Below are 25566 nucleotides of genomic sequence, written 5' to 3' on the forward strand. Positions count from 1 at the left end.
TTTTATACGGAGACAATCGAGCGAAACGGATTTTTTCGGGTTACGCTGTCGTCAAAGTTTTAGGGTTCAGCGCATTGGCGGTCTCGCTCCAGCGAACTGGGTCCGGAAACTGCGTTAATTTTTTTCGCCTTCTGCGTCACACGGCGGAAATCGAGCGATTTTGCCAGATCTTCGATATGACGGTCAGAAATGTCTGCGATAGCCAAGGCAACTTCGCAGTCCTGCCACCCGGCATCGCCGGATCGCTTTATCAGTTCGTCGAAAGCGGGCGCGAGTGCTTTGCGGCATTTCTCGAGACGTTGTGCTCCAAGCGCAGATGAAGGCGCCAACGGTATCTTATATCGCTGTTCCATTTTAGTCATCCCTACGTTAGATACCATAGGAAACTACACGATTAGAATTTAGTCAATGAGGTTAAATACAATAAAATACAGTGATGCAGATGTATCAAAATCAGATCTGCTTCCTCTCAATTGATAAAATTTTATGATTTCCTAATATTGATAATTCTAGATTTATATATTAGTATATATTTCAATATACGATAAGTTGTTCTAGTGAACCTTTATGTATAGTGTAAGCTCCGCGGATATTGATTTCCGATCGTAACATTATTCTGATCGGTAGCTGCATAAGCCAGCGAAGTGTCAGGCGGGCACGGCCACTGTGGGACGACGGGATCGTACCGACAGTGCAGATGAATAGACTTCCATAGTCTCCGTCGCAACGCGATCGATTGTCATGTTTTCTATGCGGAACTGACTTCTGGTCTGCCACTCTTGCACCAGGCTGGGTGATTTCACGAGGTCATCGAGTACGGCTGCCAATGCTTCGGGGTTCTTTGGAGGAACGATGATTCCGGCGGCACCGTATTCCAGCAGCTGTGGGATGCCATCCACATCTGTGCCGACCACAGCGCAGCGTGCTTCTCGTGCTTCGGGCAGTACGAGCGGAGCGGGATCTGCATGGGATGGCAGTACAAATATGTCCGCACCCATCATGTATGGAAACGCATCACGAACGGGTCCGATGAAGGTAACAGCATCTTCCTGGGCCGTATCCCTGACAATCGCTTTGTAGGCTTCCTCGTACGGCCCTCCGCCAACGACGTATAGGCGGGCGTCTTTGTACTTCAGCCTCACCGAGCGAAAGGCTTCCAGCAAATCAGGCAATCCCTTTCGCGGATGCAGGCCGCCGACAAACAGAATGCTGGGTCCGGCAAGTGTAACCGACGCGCGGTCACGTGTATCCAACCGGGGAGAGCCGATGGTTCCGTTCAACACGACACACAACTTGCTCGCGGGTACTCCCCGCTTATTCATGGAAACCGCGACGGCCTCACTGACCGCGATCACCCTGTCTCCCAGCTTCATCACGACGGCGCTTTTCTCGAACGCGTTGTGAACCGTGGTGATAATAGGAACGCGCCTTGCCCGGCAGATTCCAACGGCCAGAACGGCACTGGTCATCATATGGGCATGGACGACGTCCGGCCGGAATGTGCCGACATACCGGTTTAGATCGGCGACAGCCCTCATGATCGACACAGGTCGTCTCCGGTGGTTGACGGTGACCGTTTCAATGCCCATGCTGGAAAGCAGATCGTCGAAATCCCCGCCACCGCTCGCGATGGAGACTTCGTGCCCCAGCTTCCGCTGGGCACAAGCCAGGTCAATAGCGGCATGGACATTGCCGTTCAGTTTTTGAGTATGGTTGATGACGTGGAGGATGCGCATGCCAGTCTCCGTTTCAAGGCGCCGAAATTTCAAATCACTCTTTGCCGCTCGTTGTCTGCCTATGGGCAAGAACAGACGTTTCGGCGTCTAGCGTCGAAACCCTGGCTGTTGGCTGGTAATTGAACGCGCCCTGTCGGCCATGGGATTCGACGCCGAATTCGGCCAGCCTTGCAACTCTCGAGAATGCGGCGTCTGCCGCGCCTTTGCTGTAGATCGGGTAAGCGTTATCGAGAACGTGGCTGCCCTCCAGCACGAGATCGCCTGAGAATAGTCCGTTGACGCGGACGTGCTCGCGAAAATCCGCCTCTGCAAGTGTGACCGAGTCGGCGACATGGTTTGCGATGACCTCCACGGCGAAATATTCTCTGCCATTGGCCGTGCCGTAGAAGTCCGAGTAAACGGTCAGGCGCTTCCACGCACCGTCGTGCGAAAAATTGTAGATGATCGAGTCATCGAAGCCTCGCTTGCCCGAGAAACTGAAATAGAGGCTGATTAAAGTGATAGTTCCAAGTTGCTGCGCGTTGGACATCGCGCAAATTTCCTCAAGCTTCGGAATAGGAATCGTGGAAATAACCCGCGGCGCCATGATCGCCTTGTCTCTCAGGGTTGCGCAGAAACCTGTCGATGTTTTGTACAGGGAGTAAATCTGGGTCGACAGAGCGAAGGTAGCACCACGCTGTTCCAGTTGCCTGGCGGCCACCTCGTAGAGCGTGGCGAACCCGGCTCGGGGGCGCGCCATCTGTCTGTTGCGCCGGCCAGGCTTTACTCGTCGCCTGAACAACCGCCTGACCTGATTTCGCAGCGATGCGTGCTCGCTAATCCAGAGCATGCGCTTCCGCGCCAGGTCCAGATCAATGTCTTCCGCAGGCACTCCGTAGAACCGCTTCATGTAGGACAGGAGACCCGAGCGCTGCAGAAGATATTCGCCCAACCAGTAGGCGGCAAAATCCTTGGCATTTTTCATCTCCCGCTGTCTCAGTCTTGCGTTGACGAGCGAGGTCAAGATCCTCAGCAGGCCGATTGGTCCGGCGCGGAGCAGGTCGTCTCGGACGGAGATCGGGTAGGCAGTTATCATTCCTTGAGGGTTCAGTCGCCCCCATGTGGGTTTGATAGGCACATAGAGGTCGAGCAACTCAGGAAAATGGGCAAGCAGGGGTGAGTCGTCCTGAAAAATCAGGCTGCCGACGTCGAACGTGTAGCCGTTCGCAGACCAGTCGATATGGTTTCCACCGAGATGGTCGTATTCGTCGATAACAAGCAGTTTGATGCCGGGAGACTGCTTGAGAAGCACGGATGCAGAAACCAGTCCGGAAATTCCGGCGCCGAGGATCACCGCATCGTACGCTTCCCATTCGACAGGCAGTGGCGGTGAGAAGAGGGCTGCATCAACCATCGAGCGACCATGTGACTGGAGTTTGGCCTAATCGGAATTCTCGGTAAAGAACTTCTGATTTTCTAGGATTTTCGTCGAAACGAAAGCCTACAGATAAAATATTTACTTAATGTAACTTCTATTTTATGTATATGCAATAATAAAGTTTCAATTCTTGATATATTTGACATTTCTATATTTAAAGACTAAAATCCCGCAATGTGAATGATGGTTACATTTCCCTGGATTTGTTTGATAATATTTGTGGTTAGTCGAATTTTCTTTAGGAGTGCGCATTGTTACAGAGAAATCTGGACTTCGACAGCTCGCTCGTTGGCATAGATCTGATATCTACCGACGTGTTCGACACGCTTCTGCTCAGAAAGGGAAAATCTCAACGGTCCCGAACGGCGGCGGGTGAAGCCATTTTCGCGAGCAGGCTTAGGCTGCGTGGTCGCCCCGTAGATGCTTCCGTTCTGGTCGATGCGAGAATGGCGGCTGAACGATGTGCTTACCGCGCCCTGAACACGGGCGAGGGTGGCGGGGAGGTCCGCTTGACCGACATCGTACAGCGGCAGCTTTCCATATTGGGGCTACCGCTGGATCTCGTCGATGAACGGATGGCCATCGAGCTGGAAATCGAGAGAAAAGTTCTTTTCGCCAACGGCGTCCTGGCGATGCGTCTGCGCCGATATCGCAGCATGGGAATTCGTGTCGTCGCAGTGAGCGATACAGGCCTTTCGGGCGTGCAGGTCCAGTCGCTCATCGACCATTTCCATGGGCCTGGCCTGCTCGATTGTATCTATTCCAGTGCCGACGAGAAATTGACGAAACGCCACGGTGCGCTATTCGCTGAAGTGCTCAAGAGGGAGGGTGTAGCCGCAAATCGGTCGATCCATATCGGCGACGATTTCGAAGCTGACAAACGTGTGCCTGAGCAAATGGGGTGGAATGCGGTCCATATACCGAAAAGCTCTCGGGCTCGCTTGGTGGCGAAGGCGGACGGTGCCGTGACCGAGGTAAGTCGGTGGACGAAAAAAAGGCTGGCGACCAATTCCGTTCCTCCCGGTGCCGTAAACGATGCCTTCGTTTTCGGTCACGATGTCTTCGGCCCGATCGTGGCCGAGTTTTGCTTGAGGATCTGGCTGTACTGCGAGCAGGCGAGTGCTTCGTCAGACGCAACAGTTCTTTTCTGCGCCAGAGGCGGTATAGGGATCCGCCACGCCTATGAGAGACTGATCGACCGTCTTTCGCTCCCCTGTTCCACAAAAAGGGAGAACTTGCTTGTTTCGCGGCTGGTCGCCGCGCGTTCAGCCGTTATCACACGAGACAATGCAGTGCTGGATGAGCTGAGCCGCGAGTTCAGCGGGGACACGTTCGCTGATGTGGCGCGTGCGCTCGCGTCTAGGGAACATGATCTACCCGACACGTGGCGCGGCGACTTCGCGCGAGAGCGTTTCTTTGAGCTGCTTGATACCGAACCGGGAAAGCGAGTGGTGGGTGATATCTCCTTTCAGAACGACTTGTTCAAGCAGCACCTATCCGATATCAGCGCGCTCGGCTCACGGATGATTTTGTGCGACACCGGCCTATACGGAAGCACGCAACGTCTTCTTGCCGCTGGTTTTCCCGACCAGCGATTTGAGACGATCCAATTTGCCCGCAGCAACTACAAGAAATTGAGCGTTCAGCATTTTTCAAGAGTTGCCGGTCTCGTCGTCGAGCAAGACAGCTACAACCTGCTGCAGCCGCGAAGCTCGGTTCTGCGGTACTGGCAGTTGGTGGAGAGCCTCTTCGAACCCAGGACCGCTTCGGTGCGCCAGCTTCATGTCGGCTTTGATGGCCGCGTCGCAGGCAATGGTGGTGACATCCGCTACGGTGCGATTGATCCGACCGCCGGCAACCCGCTCCTTGCCGGCGCGATTGACTATATCGACCGGCTCGCGGACGGCACCTCCATTTTTTCCGATGTCGATCGGGCATGGTTCAGGCTCCGCAGATCGATCACAAATCCGAGCCCGGCGGATATGGGCGTGTTGGGTGTCGGGCCTCGCTCGATCGATTTTGGACGTCCCGAAACGAAGGATGTCGTTGCCGGTGCAACGACCAGCAGCGTCGGGGAGAAAATCGCGCGCATCAAGTCTCAAATGTGGAGGGAAGGGGCGATCGCCCGCGACTTCCCGAGGTTGAGGCCGGCTTTGCTCGGTGCTCTGGAGATGACCCACATTATGCGCGGGCTCAATGAGCGCTTTTTGAGATAGACGACCAGCGATGATGATACCGAGCGATTTTCAGTACGAGTGAGGTAGCGCATGCTGGCGACCACGACGTTAAAAGGCGCGAGCTGGCTCGTGTTTTCCCGCTTCATAGGACGCTTCATCGATTTCTTCACGCTTCTCATCCTTGCTCGCATGCTCAGTCCTTCAGAGTTCGGGATCGCGGCTCTTGCGATGGCCCTGGTCATGGTCGTTGACACTGTCCTTGAAGTTCCGGTCACCCAGGCTTTGATCAGGTTACCGACGATCGACAAGACGCATCTCGACACCGGCTTCACGTTGGCCCTGATGCGGAGCGTGTTCATCGCGGTGGTGGTGATGCTGGTTGCCTGGCCGTATGCGGCCTACAATCACAACGAAAATCTTATCGCGCTGGCGAGCGTGCTTGTGATTGGGCCGGCGGCAAAAGGGTTTGCGTCGCCCGCAATGATCTACTTCGCACGGGACATCAACTATCTGCCGACATTCATACTCGAGACGCTGGGGAAGGTCTGCGCATTCACAGCGGCGACGACCGTGGTGCTGATGGGAGGTTCCTATTGGGCAATCGCCGCTAACTTCGTCGCTTCGGCGGTCGCCGGCACTTTGATATCCTATCTGTTCGCGCCCTATCGGCCGTCGCTGACACTGGAGCGGTTCAGGGAATTTGCTTCGTTCATCGGATGGTTCAGCTCTGCGCAACTCGTGTCAGCACTGAACTGGCAGCTTGATCGCTTCATGCTCGGGGCCTGGGCCAGTAGCGCGGTTCTCGGACGCTATTCCGTCGCCAACGACCTGTCGGTTCTGCCGACGCAGACGATCGTCGGTCCTGCTCTCCAGCCGGTGATGGCAGCATTCTCGCGGATCGCGAGCGACCGGCTTCGGTTGCAGAGGGCTTTCCTGAAAGCATCTCGTTTCGCCATGATGATCTCAGTACCGGTGGCAGTGGGTATCTCGTTGACAGCGGACCTCACGACAAGCGTCATGTTGGGCGCCCAATGGAATGAAGCCGCGACGTTCCTTAGCCTTCTTGCACTCGCGATGGTTCCGATACCCTATTTCCAGACACTGTATTCGGTATGCCTCGCGGTCGACCGGCCCCATATCATCCTGCGCCTCAATACTATCGATCTCGCGTTCAGGATTGCCTTCATAACCGTTGGCTATCATTTCCTGGCGGCCGACGGTGCGGCGCTGGCGAGGGTGGCCTTGTCGTTTACGATGTTCGGGATTTACGTTTTGACGCTCCGCAAGATGCTTGGTTTGCATGTCCGGCAGCAGCTTGCCAATCTTTGGAAGGTGCTGGTTGCTGCTTCCGTCATGACCGTGATCGTGCTGATCCTCAGACGTGAAATTGACCAGTGGCAGATGACCAGCGTCCTGGAACTCGGGCTCGTGGCTGTCGCCGGTGCGGCGACTTACGTCGGGATGCTGTTCGTACTCGGACTGAGGCTTACGCTTGCCAGCGGTCGTCCCGAGTTCTTGAATCTCTGACTATCAATTCATGGCGGCCTGAAACAGACCGGACAGAGATCTCTGGGAGGCCTTCAGGCGATATTCTACGCAGCGGCGGGCTGGCTTGTTCGGCAGTGTCGCGGCAATGATGAAGAACACCGACATCGAGAGTTTGGTGCGCCAGGGCTGCTGGCCCCTCAACAGCATGACGATCAGCTTCAGCAGTCGCTTGATCGAGACGCGGCTGCCGTTCGCGATGTCCAGATAGACGCTCCGCTCCAGGACATAGAACGTTTTCGTCGCGTCGATAAGCTTCTTGTCGAGTCCGAGAGGCTTCAGGATTTGCTGCAACTGCGCCAACCTGGCTTCGAAACGTGTGATGTCGAACTGCAGCGCCTTGGCATCAAGACCCCTGTTGAAGTTCGTGAAGTTGCGGCCGTGAACCCGGTACAAACCAAGCTCCTCGGAAAGGCTAACGACCTCGCCGAAGAAAGGAGCCGCGAACAGCATTATGCCGTCAACGGCGCGGTCGTAGTCGGCCGAGCTGAGAAAAGAACACAAGTTCCGCCGAAACACATTCCCCGAGGTCGGTGGTGTCTGGTAGACGCCGGTCCTGAGAATGCTTCGACCAAGGGTGTTGCTGCGGAAGCTTTTAAGCGGCGGCATTGCCTTGCTAATGACATTGCCAGCACCATCAATTCGCAGGAGCGGAAATTGCAGTTTCGAGACGTTGTCGTCGAGATGAGCCAGGACTATTTCGACGCAGTGAGGAAGTAGCTCGTCGTCGGCATCCAGGAAAAGTATGAACGGGGCGGTTGTCTGCTCAACACCGAAAATGCAAGCTTTCCTCTGGCCGCCGTTCGCCAGCCTGTGAGCGCGAACCCGGTATTTCTGTATCGCCTCCCACGAGCCATCCGTCGATCCGTCGTCGATGACGACCAGTTCGTAGTCCTGGCGCGTCTGCCGCAGGACGCTGTCGATCGCGCGCCCGACATACTCCTGGTAGTTGTAACAGGTTATCACGATAGAAATTGAGGGCGAGATCGAGGGTGTGGATACCTGCATCTCGTCAGGCCTTTGCCAGGTTCAACACGGTCGCAACCGTCATCACGCCTGCCCGCCGCATGTTCTGGACTGCGTCTTTCACCTCGTCGACCCGGGATCGACCGGCTGTGGCAACCACGAGCGTAACGTCGGCGTGGTAGGCGAGCGCAAGCGCATCCAGAGAGCCGTGCAGGTTTGGCAGATCGAGAACGACATCGCCCTTCATGCGCGCGTCTTCGATGATGCGGACGACGGCCGGGGAACGGAAGTCGGCGAAAAGGTTGGCCCGCCTGTCGTCAGAAGGGATGCGCATCGTATCCAGGCCGTCCAGGTTCCGAAACTCGACTTTCTGTGTTTGTATGTTTCGCGCAGCCGCGTCCGCAAGCGACAATGGAGCTGTGCTTTTGTCCTCAACCTTTGGCGTGGTTCGGTGATCCAAGGCGGAGTTCCCCGAATGGAAAAGTGTCACATGACGTCCTCCCCGTTGGATCATCTGCGCTAGACTCAGTCCCAGCTCGGAAACCCCACGGCCTGGCCGCGTGCCGGCAAGGGCGATCACCATGTTTCCTTCGCGGCGCCGTGCTGCACACGCTATGTCGATTGCCGTGCGAAGATCACGAATGGCGTTGGCATATCTGAACGATTTACGGTTGAGACTGCGCCAGGGTATGTCCTTCAGTCCGCTGGGGGCTGGAACCGTCGCGAGGCATGGCACCTGTGTTTCGGCGATCAACGTTTTCGCGCTTCGCACCTTCCGATCGAAGGCGATGCCAAAACCGATCGTCAACAGACCGCCGACGAGACCCAGAAGGCCGCCGAGAGCGGTGATCAAGGTCGTCCTTGGGCTGGAGGGCGCTAGGGGCGGCAAGGCGGCGCCGATGATACGGGCGTCCGCGTCCGGGGTCGGACCATTCGGAAGGGTGCCATTCTGCATGGCCTTGCTCGCGGTCTCCACCTGCATGGCGAGAGAATCGATACGTCCCTGAAGTGCCTCAGGGCTGACCTTTGCCATCTGGTATTTCGATGAAACCGATTGCAGCAGATAGCCGGATACAGCAGCATTGGCGACGCGGGCGGGCAGAGCAGGATCCGACGACCGATATTCAATTTCGATCACGTAGGAGGATCCTACCCTTCGCGCGTCGAGCCGGTGGGTAAATCCTGAAAACGCAGCGCGTTTTTCGGCAGATTCTCCACGTTCGATCGCATCGGGGGCGGCCCGATCCATTTTGCCGGGATCTGCCACGGTTTCCGACCCTGAGAAAGATCCGAGCACGGAGGTTGCGAAGTTGACGATGGAAGACAGTTGCCCGGGTGGCTGCGGGGCAAGCTCGGGAACAGACTGGAGATTGAGGCTATTGAAGATCGTTGACAACAAACGTTCAGAACGAATGATCTGCAGTTCGCTATCTGCCCGGTTCAAGTCAAGATCGCGCCTCGCAACCGCGTCCGGACCAGACAGGGAAAGCGGCCCCGGTTCCAGGAGGATGGTGGCCGTAGCGTCGTAGATACGCGGCAATGAGTGCGCGTACAGTCCCGCAACGAGAACGCCCGCGGCGAAGGTCGTGGCAATTCTGAGTTTGTGTTCCCATGCGATATCGCTCGACAGCCGCAGGAGTGCAAGCGGTCCATCCGGATCTTGGGGGAGCTGGACCGGTTCGTCCTCTATACGCCACAACCGAGAAGAACGGGGAGGCGGACCAGGAATGTTGAAGGTCATGCGTTCACCCCTGACTGAAGAACCGGTTTATTCACGAATAGAAACGCTGCGCGTTCCGGCTGCAGGCGTCCGCGGACGATGTCCATAATCGCGACGAGATTGCCGACAGCGCGTCCACGCCTGTCGATAAAGGGTTCTGGCCGCGCTGCGCGTAAGAGATTGATCGCCATGTTGCATGCAACATGGGTGATGACCTCTCTGGGTTTCATCGTTCCCTTGCTCAGCATGTAGAGCGGATTGACGACCTGCGAATAGCCGAGCCGCCGTCCACCGACGCGACCGCTCTTCACGCCCATGTGGGCACCGATTGCATCGTCGGACTTCACCAGGCGGCCGCCGGCTTTCGATAGTGCCGCCGCAAAGTCTCGGTCCTCGAGCCACCCGTAGAGCACAAGCCGTTCGTCGAACCGCAGCGGACCGATCGCACTGATGCGGAAGGCCATGTTGCAGCCATACGGGCTGAATGGTTCCTGCCATGAACCGACGCCTCGGGGTGCGTTAGCGACAGCGGTCACCGCCTCGTCGAACGTTATCCCCGGGCCGCGGATACCGTCAGCAACGACGCGCCCGGTAAACCCGACAACCTGGCTCTCGTCCCTGAATGCCTGTCCCGCACTTGTGATCCAGTCTCGATGGGCGACAAAGTCGTCGTCGAAGAATACGACTAGCTCGGCTTCATCGGACAGAGCGGCCAACGCGGTATTCCGTTGCGCCGCCAGCCCAGCCGATCCGGTCAGGACTTTCACACGGTGGTCGTCGACGAGACTGCCCGCGTCCGATTTTTCGACGCAGGAGACGATCAGTTCCAACGGCTTCTGGCTTTGGTTATCCAAGAGATGCTTGACTGTCTGCTCCACGACGCTTGGCCTGCCTCGCGTCGCTATGACAACGCTGGTCCGCGTGGGCGTGGTCGGAACCGTCGACTTTCGGCAGGGCGCTGGCGCGTGCTCCATCAGCGCGAGATACTGGCTTGCGGTTTCTCGCCATGTGAACTTATGGATCTGATCACGTCCGCGACCGATCAGATCCGCGCGCAGTTGCTGCGAGCCCTGCAGGGTCTTGATGTGATCGAGCCACTGACGAGCGACCCGGGGTGATGCGAGTAGAGCCGCATCGCCGCATACTTCGGGCATGCTTGCGCAGTCCGAGGAGATCACCGGGCACCCTCGCGCCATCGCCTCTACGATCGGCAGCCCGAAGCCTTCTGCCAAAGATGGAAACGCAAGGCAGAGCGCGTGTTCGAGAAGGTACGCCAGATCGTCATCCGCCAACCGGCCAGGCCAGTGAACGTTACGACGGCTTTGCTGGTCGCTGAGTGCAAATATTCCGGCGTCCCCGCCGACGACGACAATGTCGATCCCAAGCCGATCAAGAGCCTCGGCCATCTCGATCAGTAGTATCAGGTTCTTGTGACGCGCCTGCGAACCGATCGCCACAATGAACACGCGCCCGCGACTGGCTATTCGAGACTCAACGAGGAGAGGTGCGGTATTTGCCAGGGCCGAGTTCCACGCAAGGGCGTGTTCATGCCCGTTGGAAAGAATGGCGATGTCTTTGGCTTCAATCGGGAGATGGCGCGCGAGCTGACGAGCTGCTGCGTGAGATACGGTCACGATACGGGTGGACCGCTGAACGAGCACCGGCTGAAGCCGCCTGTAGAGCTCACGAAAGCTCCGGCTGTAGCTGTCAGGAGCCGAGAATATGTTCGCGTCGTGAATGCACACAACCTGGTCGGCTTTCAACGCAGGCCCCGTATTGCAGAGGTTCAAAAGCGGGCCTCTATATCGGGCAGGCAGCGTTGTCTGTTCCCACAGGTGGCCGCTGAGAGGCCCGAAGCGCGACGTCTTGATCCGTTCCAGCTCTGGATCGTGCGCGTCATTCGGAGCGACAAGCCGAATGGTTTTGTTTGCTGGAACCTGAGCATCAATCGCGCGGACGACGTTCATCGCGTAACGCTGTACGCCGGTCGCATTATGGGTCAGAAATCGGCCGTTGATGGCAAACGAGGACTGCTGCATTGCAGCTCCTTGCTGGTTTCGAGGACTGTGTGTCAGCGAACGAACGCCGCTCGTAACGGTGCGCTCACCGCGATCAAGGGAGGCTCTGCATCGGACGGTGTAATATCGTCGATATCCGTCAGTGCGGCTTAGTAACTTCCGCGTGCCTTTAGAACAGCCGGCACGGTCTTTGCAATGATGACGATGTCGCCCCAAAGGCTGCGCTGCTCGACGTAGCGCACATCGAGCTCGACACGCGCGCTGAAAGCAAGGCTGCTTCGGCCGCTGATCTGCCAAAGCCCTGTCAGGCCGGGCCGAACCCGGATGTAATGGTTGAAGTAATGACCGAACAGTTCGGCCTCGCTGCGCACGATCGGGCGAGGACCCACCAGGCTCATCTGCCCCCTTAGCACATTGAACAACTGCGGTACTTCATCGACGCTGCTCCGACGTAGCCACGCACCGAAAGGTGTAATACGCGGGTCGTCCCTGAGCTTGCGGGTGGTGTTCCATTCGAGCCGGGCCTGAGCGTTTTCGGCCAGATGGCGCGCCAGAACCTCATCGCCGTTGTTCACCATGGAACGAAACTTCAGGCACGGAAACATGACTCCGTTTTGGCCAATTCGTCGATGCGCGATGAAAATCGGTCGCCCCTGCAGAACGAGGAGGATGATCGCCACCATCACGAGAAGCGGGGCAAAGCCTATCAAGGCGATCGATGCGATCATGACGTCGAGGGCGTATTTCAAACCCGAGGACATTGGATGCGTTGCTTCGTCTTCCGAAGTTGCAGCCATGTTGCCGAGGCGCGAGGGAGAAGAAAGACCCCGGCTCATCCTCGCGCCGATCTGGGCGTCATCCATATGTATCTCCTTATCGACTCTACTAATAGCGATCTAACCCAATTGCGGAATACATACTAAAGTTAACAATTAGTATACTGTTTGACAACAATTTTGTTATGAGCCAATATAAAAAATGTAAATAGCAAATCTGTAATCTATCTCGCGTAATAGTACATATCTATAAGTATTACTAAATATATCTCTGCTTGTGAGATTCGTAATCGTATTTGCAGTGCTCAATAGAATGGAAGGTGTCATAGTATGCGCGTTGCGATCATTCACTATTGGCTTGTTGGGATGCGTGGGGGAGAAAAGGTCCTTGAGGCCCTTTGCAAGATCTATCCCGAGGCGGACATCTACACGCACGTGTATGATAGCTCAGCTGTCTCCGTCGCTCTCAATGCTCGCACAATTAAAACGACTTTTATCAATGATCTTCCCTATGCGAAGAGATTGTACAAAAAGTACCTCCCGCTCATGCCAATGGCTTTGGAGCAGCTGGATCTGAGCAAGTACGACTTGGTCATCAGCAGCGAATCCGGGCCATCCAAGGGGATTGTTCCGAATTCATCGGCGCATCACATCTGCTATTGCCACTCGCCGATGCGATACATCTGGAACATGTATAACCAGTACTATTCCGGATCTGGATACTTATCCCGAATGCTGATGCCGCCCTTTGCGCATTATCTGAGAGCATGGGACGTCGGTACATCCAGCCGGGTTGATAGTTTTGTCGCGAATTCCGCCACCGTCGCGCAACGGATCGAGCGTTATTATCGCAGGGACGCCCAGATCATCCATCCGCCGGTTGACACAGACGCCTTTCAGCCGGTGGGAGCCGATGAGGTCGGCAGCAATTACTTGATGGTCGGCGAACTCGTCGCCTACAAACGACCCGATCTGGCAGTCGAAGCCTGCAATCGGATGCAGGCCGAACTCGTCGTTATCGGCGGAGGGGAGATGCTTGGACACCTGCGCAAAATCGCTGGTCCTACCGTCAAAATTCTCGGCCCTCAGCCCTTCGATGTCCTCAAATACCATTACGCCCGCTGCAGGGCCCTCCTATTCCCCGGGGAGGAGGATTTTGGGATCGTTCCCCTCGAGGCGATGGCAAGCGGGCGACCCGTCATTGCCTTCGGGCAGGGAGGTGCGACCGAGACAGTGATCGAAGGCCGAACTGGCACGTTCTTCGACGAGCAGTCGATCGATGCCGTCACCAATGCAATCGAGCGTTTTGAGGCGATGGATTTCGATCCGGCTCATGCTGTCGCGCGGGCAGGGGAATTCAAGACCCAGGCGTTCATCGACAAGTTCTCGGATTTTGCCGCTTGTTCGCTTGCGAGAAGCATTTCAGGCCCTGCCGAGCGCCCCCGACCGGCGCCGGTGCTGGTTCGTACTCTCGAAGGGGCCTGAGAGCGAAAACGGCGTTTACGGTTCCGAAAAAGTGGCCAGATCGCGAACACTCCGGTCCCCGATTGGTCCGCTCGACGGAAATGCAAGTCAATGAGCTGGAGCTGAACTGACAATGAAATTCTGGATATCGAAAGCCTCCCGAAACCGCAAAATCGCCTCCGCTCATACTGTTGCACCGAGGCATGTCTCGGCGAAGGTCGGGGCAGTCATCGCCATCGCGAGTATGATCGTGGCCGGGTTCGTAACCAGTTCCCGTGCGGACGAGTATGTCCTCGGCCCTCTCGATACGCTGAAGGTTCGAGTTTTCGAGTGGCGTCCGAGCACGGGGACGACCTACGAATGGACGCCTCTGTCGGGCGAATTCGTGGTCTCCGCTGGCGGAAACCTCTCGCTTCCGATCGTCGGAACGATCCCAGCGGCTGGTCAGACCGTTGAAGCGGTCGCGGATGCAATCGGGGAGCGGCTGCAGAAGCAGGTCGGCCTTCAGAAAAAGCCGAATGCCTCGCTCGAAGTTGCGGCTTATCGACCTTTCTTCATCAGCGGACTCGTCGCCACCCCCGGGAAATATAGCTATAGCCCGGGGTTGACGGTGCTCCAGGCGCTGAGCATGGCCGGGGGGCTGGGGCCTTCCGATCCCAATACGCTGGGTATCCAGCGGGACGCATTGCTGAGCCAGGGCGATCTGCGCAGCCTGGACGCCGAAAGGATGGCTCTTGCGGCAAGGAAGGCTAGGGTCGATGCCATCCTGAGCGATAGCGAGACGATTACCTTCCCGACTGATCTCCTCGCTCGCTCGGAAAATCCCCTGGTTGCGAAAATGATGGAGGAAGAGAACTCCTTGTTCGAGACCCGCCGCCGTTCGATGGATAGCGAACTCGAGTCGCTCAGCCAGTCGAAAATCCTGGCTGCGAACCAGATCAAGGTTCTGACCGCGAAGAGTATCTCGCTTGAGAAGCAGATCGATATGGCAACGAAAGATCTGAACTCCGTCAACAAGCTGGTCTCGCAGGGGCTGACGGTGTCGGCGAGGCAGATCGGCGCCAGCCAGAACCTTGCAGACCTCGAGGCCCGGAGCCTCGATACTTCGCTCGCGCTCGTGAAAACCAAGCAGGATCTCGCGAAGTTCGATCATGACGCCTCCGAGGTCCGGGACAAGTATCGCGTCGACGCCTTGACGGAGGCGTCGGAACTCCGCGGTCGGCTGGCACTGAATACCGAGAAGGCACAGACGACGCGGGCGGTCCTCAGAAACATAGCAAACCGTTCGCCTGCCGCGCTTGCCGCCATCGACAACGATGGCTCCCCGACATTCGCAATCTCGATAGACAGGCATGTTGGCGGTGTCCTGCGCAACCTCAAGGTTACTGACAACGACGCCATCGCTCCCGGCGACATATTGCGTGTCGAGCGGGCAGATGCGCCCCTATCAAGCCAACTGGCCGAGAAGGCCATCCAATAGTGGTTTAAACAACGGCACTGTAGAGGGGTATACTAAGTAAGTATATTCACTGTTTTGTTTTGCCTTGCGTACCGATCGCCTTCCGTGATATTCGATTCCGCGTCTTTTCTATTGCGGCAATCGAGGGTTGACTAAAATATGTACATCGCCCTGATCCTTGCAGTGATCATCGGTGCGGTTTGTGCGGTACGTTTGCATGTCGCCGTATTCAGCGTCGTTCTGTTCGTTCTCATTGCGGGGTCGGTTTGTGCGAGCGTCGTTGCGGGATACGGGCTAGTCGGATCGTTTGTATGGGCTGCAATGTATGCCATCGCGCTGGAAGCCGGCTATGTCTCCGTCTACGGTGTGCTGCATGGTATCCGGATACGATGCGCACGTCGTGCGAATGAAGCCAGAAAGCTTGATACGGGCTCCAACCACGTGCAGGATTAACACAGCCTTGCAAGGGCCGATCGTACTTACGCGGCAGTCGGGTTCTTAAGTGATGCGGACGGCGTATTGCTGGCCCTGCTTTCTACCGACAACTGATCAATTGCCTGCTGCTCTACATATGCCATTCCGAACCTGAACCTGTAGCCGGTTGCGGCGAGTTTGGCCGTCGAGAAACGCATCCGCCAGAGCGGGTTGCGCAAAGACAAGCGGCGCAGGCGCATGATATCGCGCGCCCAGTCGAACACGCCGGGCAACGCTATGCTGCGGAACCGCCGATCATGACTGGCAGCATATGCGCGGCGCATGAAATCAATATGTCGAGGTCGTGCATAATCGTCCTCCGCGATATTGAATGTGTCTACCAAGCCCTGCTTTAGCTTGCCTGAGAGACCTCGCTCCAGAAACCACACGAGTGCATCCGAAAGGTCCTTGACGTAGAGATGATGGGCATGTCGGTGAGCGCCGAAAAGGCGCTTTGAGAGCGGCCAGGCCCTTATGGAAATCAGATCGTCAACGCTCACAACGACTGTCGGTCGCAATATGACATATCGAACGGCCCTGGCGGTATCTTTCAGGACCATCTCTCCCTCAAGCTTCGTCCGTCCATACATTCGGACATAGTCGAGCGCCAAATATTCGGAGCCGTCGTCGCGCTGAACAGTCAGGGTCGGAGATTTTTCATCCACATGCCGTCGACGCCCGCTCCCGTAGACCGAGACGGAGCTGGTATAGCAAAAGGCAGAAACGTTGTGTCTCTCGCTCGCTTCAGCAAGCATGCGCGTGGCATCGACATTGACCGCTTTCATTTTAGTCATGTCGCCAAGTACGGCGGCCAGATGGATCACGCCAACGCACCCGGCGACGAGACTGTCGAAATCGGTGTCCCGCAAAAGGTCGAAATGTCGCCACTGGACCCGTTCGCTGCCGTGGATTTCGGCTAGTGTCCGGGGGTTCGAAGTCACCGCCCTGATCGAATATCCTCGCTCGAGCAGGTCGTCGACAACGACCTTGCCTATTCGCCCGGTGGCACCGGTTACAAGTATCGTCTTCATCCCCATTTCAGACGGCATCGACCAACACCCTTGCGCTCAGCTCGTCGGAACCGGCGCTCGCCTTGGAAACGAGATGATCCGACAAGCGTACCGCCATGGCCACGATCATCTGCGTCGGGTTGCAGTGTCCGGCGGTCGGAAACACGGAACTTCCAGACACATAGAGGCCCGGGACGCCATGGACTTGGCAGTTTTCGTCAACGACACCAGACGATGGCTCTGCCGACATCCTCGTGGTTCCGGTCGGGTGAGCGACATCGACGAAACTGTCCGGCAAGTCTGCCTTGTCAAGCACCCACTGTTCCAGTTGGGGGATCGGAAGTCCAAGTCGCGCAAACTCACCTGCGGTCAGGTGCGCCATCGCATGCATGCTCCGTGCCTCGTTGACACTGCTTCTCCAGTCGACCTTGGGCAAGCGCATTCCAAGATGGTCTCTCTTCTCCGATAGCGTGACGCGGCTGTCCGGGTTGGGCACCTGTTCAATCATGCATTCCAGTGTCAGAGCAGACAGTTTCCGTGGGACCCCATTCTTTTCGGCAAAGTGATCCTTGATCCCGCGAACGAGAAGATTGCTGTTCGAGACCACGCTGAACACGTCGCTCGGAAGTCGACCAGCACCGCCGACGATCCTCCGCAAGGCATCCCAGGGATCGTCTGGAGCTCGGATTTCGCCAAGCCAGCTTGCGCAGTTCAGTAAGCGCTCTCGTCTTTGAACAGTGGGGCTGAGACGGAATCCGGCCCTGAAGAACCTGCCGTCGACATTGTAGCGGCCGTAGCGTTTCTGCAATGCCGCAGTGGTGGAGACATCGAAAGAACCGATTGGACCGCGTAGGTGATCCATCAGATATCGGCCGACCTGGTCGTAGTCGTTACCGAGGCCCCGAGGGTTTTGGCTGTCGGAATTCAGCAGTATGCGGGCGTTTTCCACTCCGCCGCAGCACAGGATCACAACCGGCGCTGCAATCAGCTTGCTGTGCCCGTCCTGGGTTGCGAATTCAACGGATTTCACCGAGTTTGATGTGTCCTCGATATGGACTTTCAAAACGGTCGCGCCTGTCACGAGGGTGATGTTCGACCCTAACTTCCTGTCGAGGTTCCGACCAAATCTTCTATATTCGTAGGGATAGCTTTCCTCGGGATCGCGGCTGAACTGCCAGAAGAAGGGGATCAGCACCTCCTTGTCGAGGTCGTTATCGGGTGGGTGCCGTCCGGCAAACTGCCAGAAACGTTCGTCGCTGTAACCGCTGCCTTGGGCTAGGCCCAGATAGCGTGCGCTTCGATCGAGATAGGGTTCCATATGGGCTCGATCGAATGGCCAACCGGAATGCGGCACCCAATCACGCATTTCGAAGTCAATGTCGTCGAAATCGCCGCAGCGCCCACCCCAGGTGTGGGAACTGCCCCCGAGTATCCGGTTGCGTACCGCCCATTGCTCGGCTCGTGGGCGACCGACATTCTCGATCTGGTTCAGGCTGTCGGCGAAATTGCTTCTCTCACCCGTTCCGCTTTCCAGCAGGATCACGCGGAGCTTGGTACCTGACAATGACTCCGCAAGCGTTACGCCGGCGGGACCTGATCCGACGATACAGATATCGCAACGGAGAGGCGGCAGCGTGCTGTCCCCCACAGATGACCTGATTTCCGCCAGTGACATCTCTATGATCCTCTCGCGTTATAATAATAAGTTTTATGAAGCAACTAATGATTGTCTTTACTGAAATACATTCAGTGAATAAAATGCGTTTTGCAACAACAAAAATATTGGTATCTAGAAATAATAATGTAGTTTTGGCTTAAGCATTTTTATTCATTGAGGAGGCTTACGATGGCTGACAAGCCTGTGCTGATGGGCAGGGAGCGGAAGCTTCAAATTTTGTATATCCAGCCCGGGACGTGCGCGTTTGCTGGTATGGAACGCGTCATCGACACGATTTGCTCGAAGCTATCCGAACTGCATGGAGACGATCTCAGCATCGACGTTCTCTACACCACCATCCATCATAATCGTCCCACGGATCCGAGGCCCTACCGGGTGATCGATGCCATAGCGCGCAACCGTTTCGATCTGATGCGGCAGTTTCGCCGTGTTATTGCCAGCAAGGAGTATGACCTGATCGTCGTGCCGCAGGTCGAGCCGGCTGTCATCTGCATGGCATCCTGCTTGGGCCTGAAGCGAAAGTTTGCCGTTCATCTGCATGGAAACCCGGAACTTGAGCGCAGCCACACCAAGGCAAAGCTTCTTTTCTTCCTGATGAAAGCCGTCTTCCTGAAGAGGTTGAGTTCCGTCTTCGGCACCTCTCCCAGGCAGCTTGAGTCCTTTCGCGCCATGTTCAAAAGCAGCCTGCCTCACTACTGGGTGCCCAATCCCGTTCGACACTTTGCTGCGAGCGCGATGCAGGCTGACCGCGACGCGCCCGATGTGATCACATTCGTCAATGTCGGACGGTTCAGTTTCCAGAAAGGACAGGATGTCCTCCTGGCGGCGTTCGACAAGCTGCGCATGTCACGTGGCAACGTGCGACTGAAAATCGTTGGCTACGGCAGTGGCGAAGCCGCGCTCCGCAAGAGCATTCAGGAGCTGGGACTCGCTGATCTGGTGAGCATCGAACACCATCCGGAGGATCCAAGCCCGGCACTCGCCTCAAGCGACATTTATGTCTCATCGTCACGCTGGGAGGGGTGGTCCCTGGCGATCTGCGAGGCCTTGCGCTTCGGGTTGCCGGTGGTATCGACCAACTGCGAGTTCGGTCCAAGCGATATCCTCGTCGACAACCGGCTCGGCCGCCTGGTGCCGATGGACGGTATCGATGGTCTCCTGGAAGCCATGAATTACTACTGCGATAATCTGGTGCAGGAGCGTTCCCACGCGCAGTACCGCAGGGACTATGTCGATCAGTTCAGTCCCGAGCGGGTCGTCAGTCAACATGCCAACGCAATCCGGTATGCCTCCGGGTTCGATCGCGCGCTCCCGACCTGAGAGAGGTTTGCATGGCTTTGGACATATCTCGCCGTTCGTTCCTGCTTTCCAGCGCTCAGTTTGGGCTAGGACTTGCAGCGTCCTCCAGGGCGATGGCGACCGAGGCTGATCCGGTATCGGGGCGGACGCTGACCTTCGCCGACAACTTTGGCCATATCGACTGGACTGTCTGGGATGCGGGGCCGAAACCGACAAAGTCAGATCCCGGTTTTTACGGGCGCTCGGCTTTCGCAAGGCGCGACGGCGAGGAGGGGTTCAATCCCTATGCAATCGTTGACGACGCGGCAGCGACGGATGGCAAAGCGCTGCAGATTTCGGCAAAGTATATTGGTCGGACCATGAGCGTTCCGCACTATTATGGAAACTCTTTCCGCGAATTCCAATGGATCTCCGGAAATCTGAAAACCGCCAAGCGCAGCGGCGAGATTTCGAAGTCCTGGCGGAAAGGCTATTTCGAGGCCCGGATGTTGTTTCCCAGGCATCCTCTGACCTGGCCGGCATTCTGGATGATGAACGGTCGCAGTATCCTCTTTCCGAAAACGAGCATCGAACTCGACGTCGTGGAGCACAAGGGCTGGGAGCCTAATCTCTATGGCGCGTATCTGCATGAATGGGGCGAGCCTGGACAGAACCACGATTCTACCGGTGTTCCAACGCCGGTTGACATGACCCGGCAGTATTGCCGCTACGGGATTTTGGTGACCGACGAGTTCTGCACGCCCTATTTCGAACGCGTGCCGGTCATCGACATGGCGACGAAACTGCCAGCGAAATGGAAAATCACGCGCGCGCGAGAGCTCGATATGCAGGGCGACACCTTCTGGCCATTGCTTACCCTGGCGCTACGATCCGATGTTCCCTATCCCGCGCAGTTGCGCCCTGAGGAACTGCTGACCCATATGCGGATCGACTACTTCCACGTCTATCAATAGGGCTGCCGGCAGGCGCCCAGCATTCATGCCCCATCATCTATGCCCCTTGCGCGCTTGGCACTCTTGCGGATGCCTCGTCGACAGCGGTTTCAGGTCGGCAACTGGCCAAGGCAGCCAGAATGAAGAAGGGCAAACCCAGATCGACGGTCGGGCCTGCTACCAAGGACCCGATCAGGAGACAAAAGCAGCCGTTTCGTGCGGCCATCCGGCTGTCGGAGAAAAACGATCGTGGTGTATGCTTTGCAGGTCCGAACGCCGCGATCATGAAGCAGACGAAGAGGAAAGTCCCAGGCCATCCAACATTGGATAGCAGCGCCATAACGAAGCTCGAGGTTCGCGCGGTCCCCAGTCCGACGCCAAGTCCGGATGAGTCCACGAAGTTCGCGAGGGCATAGGCATTCCATGCACCGCGTTCGGAACCGGATGACGAGTTCGCCTTGCTGAATATCAAGAGATCGACGTAGTCGGTGATCTGGCGGGTCAGTGTCTCATCCAGCGCAATCATCATCAGGCAAATAGCGGCAATGGGAGGGGCAAGCAGTAAGGTTGCCGAACTGTTGAAACTCCCCCAATTCGCGCCGCTGCGCACAACGGCAGTCATATAGAGCAGAGCAAGGCACAGCGGCGCTGCAAACAGGCCTGTCGACGAGGTCGATCTGATGATCAGGAAGAGGGAAATGACGAAAGCGATGCCGGTCCAGCGGCTGAACCTTCCGCACAGCCACATCGTGCCACAAAAGCCAAGAGAGCCGAGCGTCGTTCCGGCAAACGCTGATGCCTCCGGCCAAGATCCGACGACACGTTTGGCGCCAGCCACGGTGTCGTTCTCACGCATCGTATACTGGGCGTTTCGAATGAGGCCGAGCAGGTCCTGCCCAACAGGGCCGCCCAGCAGATCCATTAATCCGAAAACGATATTGGCAGCCGCATAGGAAATCAGCCCGATGACGAGTGCAACGAAGCCCTTGGGGGTGGAGCCGATCGCGACCAACAGACAAAATGAGATGAGGTCCGCCGTCAGGTAGACTGCCTGCGTCAGGTTGCTCGATACGGGACCCAGAGGAACTGTCCCGCCGTCGGCGTTATACTCGGAGATACCCAGCGGGACTATCTGTGTGACCCCTGCCAGCAGCCGAGGCGCGAACAGACCTGTGGCAGCCCCGTATAAAAGCAATCCAGCCAGCCAGAAGGCTGGACGGGGAAATGCCATGGCGCGCAATGCCAAGCCAGCTTCACGCCGGTGCGACAAAGTCGCTGCAGCCAGGAATAGAATGAAAAGATGAGCGGGTGGAATACTCGAGGAGCCGACGATTAACGTTGCTGCGGCACCGAGTACTGCCAGCGTCATGAAGATGATTGCGGCGGAGCGATATCCCAGAAAAACGCTGACAATTCCGATCGCAGCAACGAAAATGCCGAGCGGCTCTATGCCCATTGGCGAACTCCTCCCTTAGCCGTTCTCGGTTGCGAGACAACGCGTGCAGAGTGTCCAAAATCCAATACGACGGCGAGCCGCATATCGCCCACTACGCTAGCTCCACGTTTCATAGAACTCTGTCCCTTCATACCAACGAACGTGTCTTGCCAGTTTCAGCGGGGCGGATTGTAATATCCGAAAATATATTACATCGTCATTTAATTAGACTTCAATTCCGCCTTATAATTCTATCTCTTTTGATTGGATACATAATCTCCAAAATTTGTACATATCTTATTTGAAATGTATTTTGGGTGGAACGCGAGGCAGATCATCTGTGCGCGCCGCAGTCGTGAACTCCGGTGTGCCCGCTCGGTTACGGCTCATTTGCATTCGTTCGAGATTCAGTCGGGGGCCTTTTACGTGCCGTGTCCCGGCCTGCGTCAGCACGCTTACTTATCGGACTGAACGGCTTCGTTGCTTGGGTTCTCGTTCGAAACCGCATAACCGCCGCCGAGTGCGACGTTGAGCGAGACATAGTCCTGCGCCATCTGCTGTACGGCCTGGGCCAGGCTTGCCTGGGCGGTGGAGACTTCGCGCTGTGCGTCGAGAACGTCGAGCAGCGAGGAGGCGCCATCACGATAGCTGGCGGTCGCGAGCTGCAGCGCTTCCTCATAGGATTTCACGGTCGCACGGAGCGCTGCCACGGTGCGGCCATCGCGGGCAACGGCGGCAAGCGCGTTCTCGACTTCCTCGACGGCATCGAGAACCGTCTGCTTCCACGACAGATAGGCTTCGCGGGCTGACGATTCGGACGACTTGACGTTGGCACGCAGGGCGCCGCCGTCGAAGATCGGAAGAGACAAGGCCGGACCGAAGGACCAGGACAGGATGCCACTTTCGCCGCTTCCGGCAACGCGGGTGTAGGATGGCGAAATGGAGCCACCGAGCGTAATCGCCGGATAGAGCTGTGCTTCGGCAACGCCGATCTGCGCAACGGCTGCGGCAAGCTGCCGTTCGGACGCACGAATGTCAGGTCGATTGCGGATCAGGTCGGCGGGAATGCCGGTCTTGGTGCTGTAGCGGGCGACCGGCTGGCGGGCACCGCGCTGCAGTTCAGGAAGCAGTGTGGACGCCGGCATGCCGAGAAGCGTCGCGATGCGATGCGCCGCGGTGCGATACTGGGTCTCGAGACCTGGCAGCTCTGACAGTGTCGAGTTCACAAGACCTTCGGCCTGAACAACATCCAGTCTGGAGGCAGCACCGGCTTCCAGCTGAAGCTTGGTGAGATCAAGCGTTTCACGGCGGGAACCGAGGTTCTTTTTGGTGATCGCGATACGCTCCTGATAGTAGCGAACATCGATATAGGCTGCGGCAACCTGCGAAAGCAGGCTCAGGCGCGCAACGTCGACGCTTGCATAGGCGGCGTCGAGATTGGCAAGAGCCGATTCCTTGCTGCGGCGGTAAAGGCCGAACAGATCCAGGAACCAGGACGCGCTGGCTCCACCGACGGCGGATGATTGCGGTGCGGTCGATGTTGGACCGAGCCGCCCGCCGATGTCCTTCGTGCCGCTGCGCTCGCCCTGCGCATCGATATCGAGCGACGGAAGACCGCCGGCGCCGGCACTGACGACGGACGCCTGGGCCTGATTGATGCGTTCCAGGGCCTGAAGAACGCTGAGGTTCTGCGACAGGCCCGTCTGCATGTAGCCGTTCAGGCGCGTGTCGGAAAACGCCGTCCACCAAGCCTTCATGGAAACGTCGCCATTGCTCGTCTGCGCACCCTCGGCAAACTTCGAAGGAAGGGACACTTCCGGCGCCTGATGGTTCGGTCCGACCACGCAGCCGGAAAGGAGGAGCATGACGAGAGGGGCGGCTACGCGAATGGATGTCATATGCGATCCGAAATCCATTATTCAACCCGCTTGGCAACGACTAAATTGCCGCTAATTACATTAATTAAGACGATAGTAAAAGATAGTTAAATAACAGTAAATATAGGCCAATCTTATTATTCAAGTAGCGTGTCAACTGTACGCGTATTTGCGAAAAAGCAGATTTCTCTAAATTCATTGAAATCGGATCGCTGGTCCGTGCATCACTACGGGAAATTGCTCTTGCAGAGGTTGCGGGATACTGCCCTTGAGCTGTATGCGGATATGGCAAATTCGTTCCGCTCGCCGTCGTCCAATGGTTCGACTTCGATGACGCCAATAATCGCGCGTTGTCACCGGGGTTCGCAATAAACCTCACGCTTGTCAGAACTTCGCAACAGTACGGTGACGCCTACGAAGCCGTCAGCGAACTGACACCACAATGATCTTCATGGGATTATTCAGTTGAGAAGGCTGGTCTTCTCGGGGTCGTCCAAAACCCCTGTAGCGCAGGGGTTCATGGCGTTTTTAAATGGTGAGAGCGCAGGGGTTCGAACCCTGGACCTACTGATTAAAAGTCAGTTGCTCTACCAGCTGAGCTACGCTCTCCCTAAAGACTGCCGAGGCATCCTTTGAAAGTGCGCGGAACATATGCAGGTCACTCTTTGCGGTCAACCCCGCTAGCTGTGCAAAATTGCGTTCCTCAACGCTTTTCCCCGCCGCTTCGTCTGCGCGCAAAAAGGTGACTGGCTTTCCGGACGCGGCATGCTTAGGTGAAATCGATTCCACGGTGGGAAACTTCCGATCAAAACCTGCGGACCAAAACGTGTCGATTGCTGATATCTCTCTTCTGAGTGCCTTGATTGCCGGCGCTCTATCGTTTCTTTCCCCTTGCGTCCTGCCGCTGGTGCCGCCCTACCTGTGCTACATGGCCGGGATTTCCGTCGACCAGTTCCGCGACGGGCATGCGGCCGTGTCGCGGTCAAAGGATACGCGCCGCGCGGTTCTTTTGGCCGCGTTCTTCTTCACCCTCGGCTTTGCGACCGTGTTCGTTGCGCTTGGCGCCGGTGCGTCGACGATCGGTGTTCTTCTCCGGCAGCATCTCGACCTGCTCTCCAAGATCGGCGGCGTGATCATCATCATCATGGGCCTGAATTTCCTCGGCGTGTTCCGGATCGGCCTGCTTGCGCGCGAGGCGCGGTTTCATGGCGGTGGACAGCCGGCGACGCTGTCTGGCGCCTACGTGATGGGGCTGGCTTTCGCGTTCGGCTGGACGCCGTGCATCGGTCCCGTTCTCGGAGCGATCCTCGGGGTTGCAGCGTCGCGCGATACGGTGGGCGAGGGCGCCATGCTTCTGGCGATCTATTCGCTCGGTCTTGCGGTGCCGTTCTGGATCGCTGCCGGGTTCTCCGGTGCCTTCATGCGGTTCCTCACCCGCTTTCGACGGCATCTCGGTCACGTCGAGAAGGCGATGGGCGTGTTGCTGATCCTGACGGGTCTTGCTTTCATCTTCGGTTTCGTGACGTCAGCCGCGATCTGGTTCCAACAGACCTTTCCAATCTTGATGCAAATCGGCTAACGGA

The 25566-nt window shown here is 57.0% G+C and carries 19 protein-coding genes and 1 tRNA gene; 8 read left to right on the top strand and 12 right to left on the bottom strand.

What is annotated here, in order from left to right; genetic code table 11:
- Nucleotides 1-59: 59 nt before the first annotated feature.
- From ACQY1J_RS11965 to ACQY1J_RS11975, 3 genes are all read right to left on the bottom strand, one after another.
- On the bottom strand, nt 60-353 hold the full coding sequence (locus ACQY1J_RS11965) for a hypothetical protein (RefSeq protein WP_430251590.1): 294 nt from the start codon (nt 351-353) through the stop codon (nt 60-62).
- Between the two features lie 294 nt (nt 354-647).
- Complete coding sequence (locus ACQY1J_RS11970) at nt 648-1736, bottom strand: glycosyltransferase family 4 protein (protein ID WP_430243406.1); 1089 nt, start codon at nt 1734-1736, stop codon at nt 648-650.
- 34 nt (nt 1737-1770) lie between these two features.
- On the bottom strand, nt 1771-3129 hold the full coding sequence (locus ACQY1J_RS11975; RefSeq protein WP_430251592.1) for an NAD(P)-binding protein: 1359 nt from the start codon (nt 3127-3129) through the stop codon (nt 1771-1773).
- 533 nt (nt 3130-3662) lie between these two features.
- Between ACQY1J_RS11975 and ACQY1J_RS11980 the strand changes: the two genes are divergently transcribed.
- Together ACQY1J_RS11980 and ACQY1J_RS11985 are read left to right on the top strand one after the other, a co-directional pair.
- Nucleotides 3663-5369 carry a hydrolase gene (locus tag ACQY1J_RS11980; RefSeq protein WP_430251594.1) on the top strand — a complete coding sequence of 569 codons (1707 nt, stop codon included), beginning with the start codon at nt 3663-3665 and terminating at the stop codon, nt 5367-5369.
- Nucleotides 5370-5420: 51 nt separating this feature from the next.
- Entirely contained in the window at nt 5421-6857 is a 1437-nt protein-coding gene (locus tag ACQY1J_RS11985; RefSeq protein WP_430251596.1) for a lipopolysaccharide biosynthesis protein, read from the top strand.
- Between the two features lie 3 nt (nt 6858-6860).
- Here the strand turns inward: ACQY1J_RS11985 and ACQY1J_RS11990 are convergent, their stop codons facing one another.
- From ACQY1J_RS11990 to ACQY1J_RS12005, 4 genes are all read right to left on the bottom strand, one after another.
- A complete protein-coding gene (locus tag ACQY1J_RS11990) occupies nt 6861-7883 on the bottom strand; it encodes a glycosyltransferase family 2 protein (RefSeq protein ID WP_430251598.1) in 1023 nt (340 codons plus the stop codon).
- 4 nt (nt 7884-7887) lie between these two features.
- On the bottom strand, nt 7888-9582 hold the full coding sequence (locus ACQY1J_RS11995) for an exopolysaccharide biosynthesis protein (protein WP_430251600.1): 1695 nt from the start codon (nt 9580-9582) through the stop codon (nt 7888-7890).
- Complete coding sequence (locus ACQY1J_RS12000) at nt 9579-11600, bottom strand: glycosyltransferase (protein ID WP_430251934.1); 2022 nt, start codon at nt 11598-11600, stop codon at nt 9579-9581. The genes ACQY1J_RS11995 and ACQY1J_RS12000 overlap by 4 nt, the downstream gene beginning before the upstream one ends.
- A 128-nt stretch (nt 11601-11728) precedes the next feature.
- The gene (locus tag ACQY1J_RS12005; protein WP_430251936.1) at nt 11729-12376 is read right to left on the bottom strand and encodes a sugar transferase; all 648 of its coding nucleotides are present in this window, start codon (nt 12374-12376) and stop codon (nt 11729-11731) included.
- 309 nt (nt 12377-12685) lie between these two features.
- On the opposite strand from ACQY1J_RS12005, the gene ACQY1J_RS12010 reads away from it, so the two are divergent.
- The 3 genes from ACQY1J_RS12010 to ACQY1J_RS12020 all read left to right on the top strand — a co-directional run bounded on the left by ACQY1J_RS12010 (nt 12686) and on the right by ACQY1J_RS12020 (nt 15731).
- Nucleotides 12686-13840 carry a glycosyltransferase gene (locus ACQY1J_RS12010; RefSeq protein WP_430251602.1) on the top strand — a complete coding sequence of 385 codons (1155 nt, stop codon included), beginning with the start codon at nt 12686-12688 and terminating at the stop codon, nt 13838-13840.
- A 112-nt stretch (nt 13841-13952) separates the two neighbouring features.
- A complete protein-coding gene (locus ACQY1J_RS12015) occupies nt 13953-15299 on the top strand; it encodes a polysaccharide biosynthesis/export family protein (RefSeq protein ID WP_430251604.1) in 1347 nt (448 codons plus the stop codon).
- 138 nt (nt 15300-15437) lie between these two features.
- Nucleotides 15438-15731, top strand: a complete 294-nt coding sequence (locus tag ACQY1J_RS12020; RefSeq protein WP_430251606.1) for a hypothetical protein — start codon at nt 15438-15440, stop codon at nt 15729-15731.
- A gap of 26 nt (nt 15732-15757) precedes the next feature.
- Here ACQY1J_RS12020 and ACQY1J_RS12025 read toward each other — a convergent pair whose 3' ends face one another.
- Nucleotides 15758-16783 (bottom strand): NAD-dependent epimerase/dehydratase family protein, encoded by a 1026-nt coding sequence (locus ACQY1J_RS12025; protein WP_430251608.1) that lies wholly within the window; start codon nt 16781-16783, stop codon nt 15758-15760.
- Between the two features lie 7 nt (nt 16784-16790).
- On the bottom strand, nt 16791-18437 hold the full coding sequence (locus tag ACQY1J_RS12030) for a GMC oxidoreductase (RefSeq protein ID WP_430251610.1): 1647 nt from the start codon (nt 18435-18437) through the stop codon (nt 16791-16793).
- 171 nt (nt 18438-18608) lie between these two features.
- Between ACQY1J_RS12030 and ACQY1J_RS12035 the strand changes: the two genes are divergently transcribed.
- Together ACQY1J_RS12035 and ACQY1J_RS12040 are read left to right on the top strand one after the other, a co-directional pair.
- Nucleotides 18609-19760, top strand: a complete 1152-nt coding sequence (locus tag ACQY1J_RS12035) for a glycosyltransferase (RefSeq protein ID WP_430251612.1) — start codon at nt 18609-18611, stop codon at nt 19758-19760.
- 11 nt (nt 19761-19771) lie between these two features.
- Nucleotides 19772-20692: a glycoside hydrolase family 16 protein gene (locus ACQY1J_RS12040; RefSeq protein ID WP_430251614.1), complete on the top strand. Its 921-nt coding sequence runs from the start codon at nt 19772-19774 to the stop codon at nt 20690-20692.
- A gap of 37 nt (nt 20693-20729) precedes the next feature.
- Here the strand turns inward: ACQY1J_RS12040 and ACQY1J_RS12045 are convergent, their stop codons facing one another.
- From ACQY1J_RS12045 to ACQY1J_RS12055, 3 genes are all read right to left on the bottom strand, one after another.
- Complete coding sequence (locus ACQY1J_RS12045; RefSeq protein WP_430251616.1) at nt 20730-22127, bottom strand: hypothetical protein; 1398 nt, start codon at nt 22125-22127, stop codon at nt 20730-20732.
- A gap of 434 nt (nt 22128-22561) precedes the next feature.
- Nucleotides 22562-24004 carry an efflux transporter outer membrane subunit gene (locus tag ACQY1J_RS12050; RefSeq protein WP_430251618.1) on the bottom strand — a complete coding sequence of 481 codons (1443 nt, stop codon included), beginning with the start codon at nt 24002-24004 and terminating at the stop codon, nt 22562-22564.
- Between the two features lie 512 nt (nt 24005-24516).
- A tRNA-Lys gene (locus ACQY1J_RS12055) sits at nt 24517-24592 on the bottom strand.
- A gap of 217 nt (nt 24593-24809) precedes the next feature.
- Between ACQY1J_RS12055 and ACQY1J_RS12060 the strand changes: the two genes are divergently transcribed.
- Nucleotides 24810-25562 carry a cytochrome c biogenesis CcdA family protein gene (locus tag ACQY1J_RS12060; protein WP_062456760.1) on the top strand — a complete coding sequence of 251 codons (753 nt, stop codon included), beginning with the start codon at nt 24810-24812 and terminating at the stop codon, nt 25560-25562.
- The last annotated feature ends 4 nt before the right edge of the window (nt 25563-25566 follow it).

The sequence above is a fragment of the Neorhizobium sp. DAR64860/K0K1 genome, from assembly GCF_050500205.1.
Taxonomy (GTDB): Bacteria; Pseudomonadota; Alphaproteobacteria; order Rhizobiales; family Rhizobiaceae; genus Neorhizobium; species Neorhizobium soli.